At 74.5% G+C, this 2,505-nt stretch carries 5 protein-coding genes; all 5 read left to right on the forward strand.

Annotation, left to right across the window (positions count from 1 at the left end; translation table 11 throughout):
- Positions 1-818, forward strand: an 818-nt coding sequence (locus DVA66_RS19340; RefSeq protein ID WP_114561459.1) for a type II secretion system F family protein, incomplete at its 5' end; no start/stop codon positions are given.
- Positions 815-1,723 carry a type II secretion system F family protein gene (locus tag DVA66_RS19345; RefSeq protein WP_114561460.1) on the forward strand — a complete coding sequence of 303 codons (909 nt, stop codon included), beginning with the start codon at positions 815-817 and terminating at the stop codon, positions 1,721-1,723. The genes DVA66_RS19340 and DVA66_RS19345, both read left to right, overlap by 4 nt.
- A 75-nt stretch (positions 1,724-1,798) precedes the next feature.
- Positions 1,799-1,978: a hypothetical protein gene (locus DVA66_RS19350; protein ID WP_114125992.1), complete on the forward strand. Its 180-nt coding sequence runs from the start codon at positions 1,799-1,801 to the stop codon at positions 1,976-1,978.
- On the forward strand, positions 1,975-2,352 hold the full coding sequence (locus tag DVA66_RS19355) for a TadE family protein (protein WP_114561461.1): 378 nt from the start codon (positions 1,975-1,977) through the stop codon (positions 2,350-2,352). Before DVA66_RS19350 ends, DVA66_RS19355 begins: the two co-directional genes overlap by 4 nt.
- The coding region (locus DVA66_RS22170) for a TadE/TadG family type IV pilus assembly protein (RefSeq protein WP_198671964.1) at positions 2,349-2,505 on the forward strand (157 nt) is incomplete at its 3' end. The genes DVA66_RS19355 and DVA66_RS22170, both read left to right, overlap by 4 nt.

Raw genomic sequence — 2,505 nt, forward strand, 5'->3', positions numbered from 1 at the left:
TGGGCGCGCGTCGCCGGCCGCGACCGCCGCGCCGGGTCCGCGTCCGCGCCGGTGGGGCGGCCACCTGGAGCCGGCTCACCCGCCGTCCGCCCGGACGGGCCGGCCGTCGCCGCGACCTGCTGCTCCTGCTCGGCGTCCTGGCCGGGGTCGCCACCTACCTGGTCACCGGGATCGCGCTCACCCTGGTGCTGGTGCCGGTGGGCGTGATCGGGCTGCCGTGGCTGCTGGCCGACCCCAGCAACCGCGAGCTGGAGCTGCTGCGCGCGCTGGACCGCTGGGTCCGCACCATGACCGCCACGCTGCAGACCGGTCAGTCGATCCCGGACGCCCTGCGCGGCTCCGTCCGCCAGGCGCCCGACCTGCTGGTCGACGACCTCCGGCTGGTCGCCGCCCGGCTCAACGACCGCTGGACGGTGCGCGAGGCGCTGCTGGCGATGGCGGACTCGCTCGACAGCCCGGACGCCGACGCCGTGCTGGCCGCGATGGTGCTGGCCTCCGAACGCGGCGGCACCGGCGTCTCCACCACGCTGCGCGAGCTGTCGGAGTCCACCCAGGACCGGCTGAAGTCGATGCGTGAGGTGGAGGTGGAGCGCGCCAAGCCGCGGATCGTGGTGCGCCAGGTCACCGTCATCACCGTGGTCGCGCTGGTGGCGGCCCTGTTCCTGGTGCCCGACTTCTTCCAGCCCTACACCACCCCGCTCGGGCAGGCGCTGCTCGCCGCGCTGCTCGGGGCCTACGCCGGCGCCCTGGTGTGGCTGCGCCGGCTCACCGCGCCGGCACGGCGGGAGCGCATCCTCACCCCGGAGGTGCCCCGGTGACCCTGCACCTGCAGACCGCGCTGGTCGTGCTCAGCGGCGTCCTGGTCGTCGGTGGGCTGGTCGTGCTCGTCCGCGCCCTCGTCCCGGCCACCCCGCGGCTGTCGGACGCGCTCGACCTGCTGGCCCTGGACAGCCCGGTGCCGGCCGGAGGCCCGGGCGACAGCGGGGGCGGCGAGCGCTCCCGGCTGGACCGTGTCGGCGCCTGGCTGCACCGACGCTCGCCCCAACCGGTCACCGAGCACCAGCTGCAGCTGCTCGAGCTCCGCGGCCAGTCGATCGCGGCCTTCTACTCCGAGAAGCTGGTGATGGCCCTGGTCGGGGCGGCGCTGCCGCTGCTGGTGGGCAGCTGCGCACTGCTGGTGTTCGAGCTGTCGCTCAGCGTGCCCGTGATCGGGACGGTGCTGGGGCTGGTGGTCGGCTGGTTCGTCCCCGACATCGCGCTGCGGCGGGGCGAGCGGGCGAGCCGGGGCGCGGCCAGCGAGGCCCTCTTCACCTACTTCGACCTGGTGGTGCTGGAGCGGTTGGCCAACCGGTCCGGCACCCAGGCGCTGCAGGCGGCGGCGTCGATGTCGAGCAGCCCGCTCTTCCTGCGCATCCAGGCCGCGCTCGAGCGGGCCCGGCTGGAGCAGCGACCGCCCTGGCCCGAGCTCAAGCGGCTGGCCGAGCAGCTCGACATGCCACAGCTGGCCGACCTGGCCGACGTCACCAGCCTGGAGGAGTCCGGGGCGGCGCTCTCCGACACCCTGCGGGCCCGCGTCCGGGAGCTGCGCGACGCCCACCGGAGCGAGCTGACGATCGCCGCGCAGCAGGTCTCGGAGCGGATGTCGGTGGTGATGGTCATCCCGGCTCTGGTGTTCGGCCTGATCTTCCTGGTCCCGCCGCTGCTGCGGCTCATCGGTCCGTAGAGAGCCTGTGCACAACCCGGCAGAACCACCCCCGTCGGTCGGAGATCCCGACAGACTCACCACGAGGAGGAGACCATGACCACCATCTTGAACGCCCTCGTCGGCTTCTGGCTGCAGCCCACCCCGACCAAGGACGAACGCGGGCTGTCCCAGTCCACCGAGAACGCCATCCTGCTGGCCGGCGCCATCGCCATCGCCACCATCGTCGTGACGGCGGTGACCCTCTACGTCCGGGCCAGGATGCCTGAGGCGTGACCGGACCGTCCCGCGGCGAGCGCGGCGTCAGCGAGTCGGTGCAGTGGGCCCTCGTCGTCCCGGTGCTGCTCACCACGCTGCTCGCCGTGATCCAGCTCGGCGTGTGGGTGCACGGCCGGAACACCGTGCGCCACGCGGCGGTGGCCGGTGCCGAGGCCGCGGCGGTCGCCGACGACAGCGCCTCGCGGAGCCGCGCGGAGCAGACCGCCGGCGAGGTGGCCCGAGCGGGCGGGCTGCACTCGGTGCAGGTCCGGGTCCGCAGCACCGACGGGCGGGTCGAGGTGACCACCACCGCGCAGGTCGACCTGGTGGTCGACCTCGGGCTCGGCAGGGTCAGTGGCACGGCGAGCGTGCCGAGGGAGCAGCTGACATGACGCCGGAGCGGAGCAGCCGACCGATCCGCGGTGATCGGGGCGCCGCCGCCGCCGAGCTCGCCCTCGTCGTCCCCGTGCTCGTGATGATCATCGGCCTGGTGGTCGCCGGAGGACGGCTGTGGCTCGCCCGGCAGGCGGTCGAGGACGCCGCCG

Source organism: Desertihabitans aurantiacus (assembly GCF_003344635.1).
GTDB lineage: Bacteria > Actinomycetota > Actinomycetes > Propionibacteriales > Propionibacteriaceae > Desertihabitans > Desertihabitans aurantiacus.

Excerpts from the sequence above, each read along its gene's own strand:
- DVA66_RS19350 (WP_114125992.1), top strand. The coding sequence starts at position 1,799 with ATGACCACCATCTTGAACGCCCTCGTCGGCTTCTGGCTGCAGCCCACC.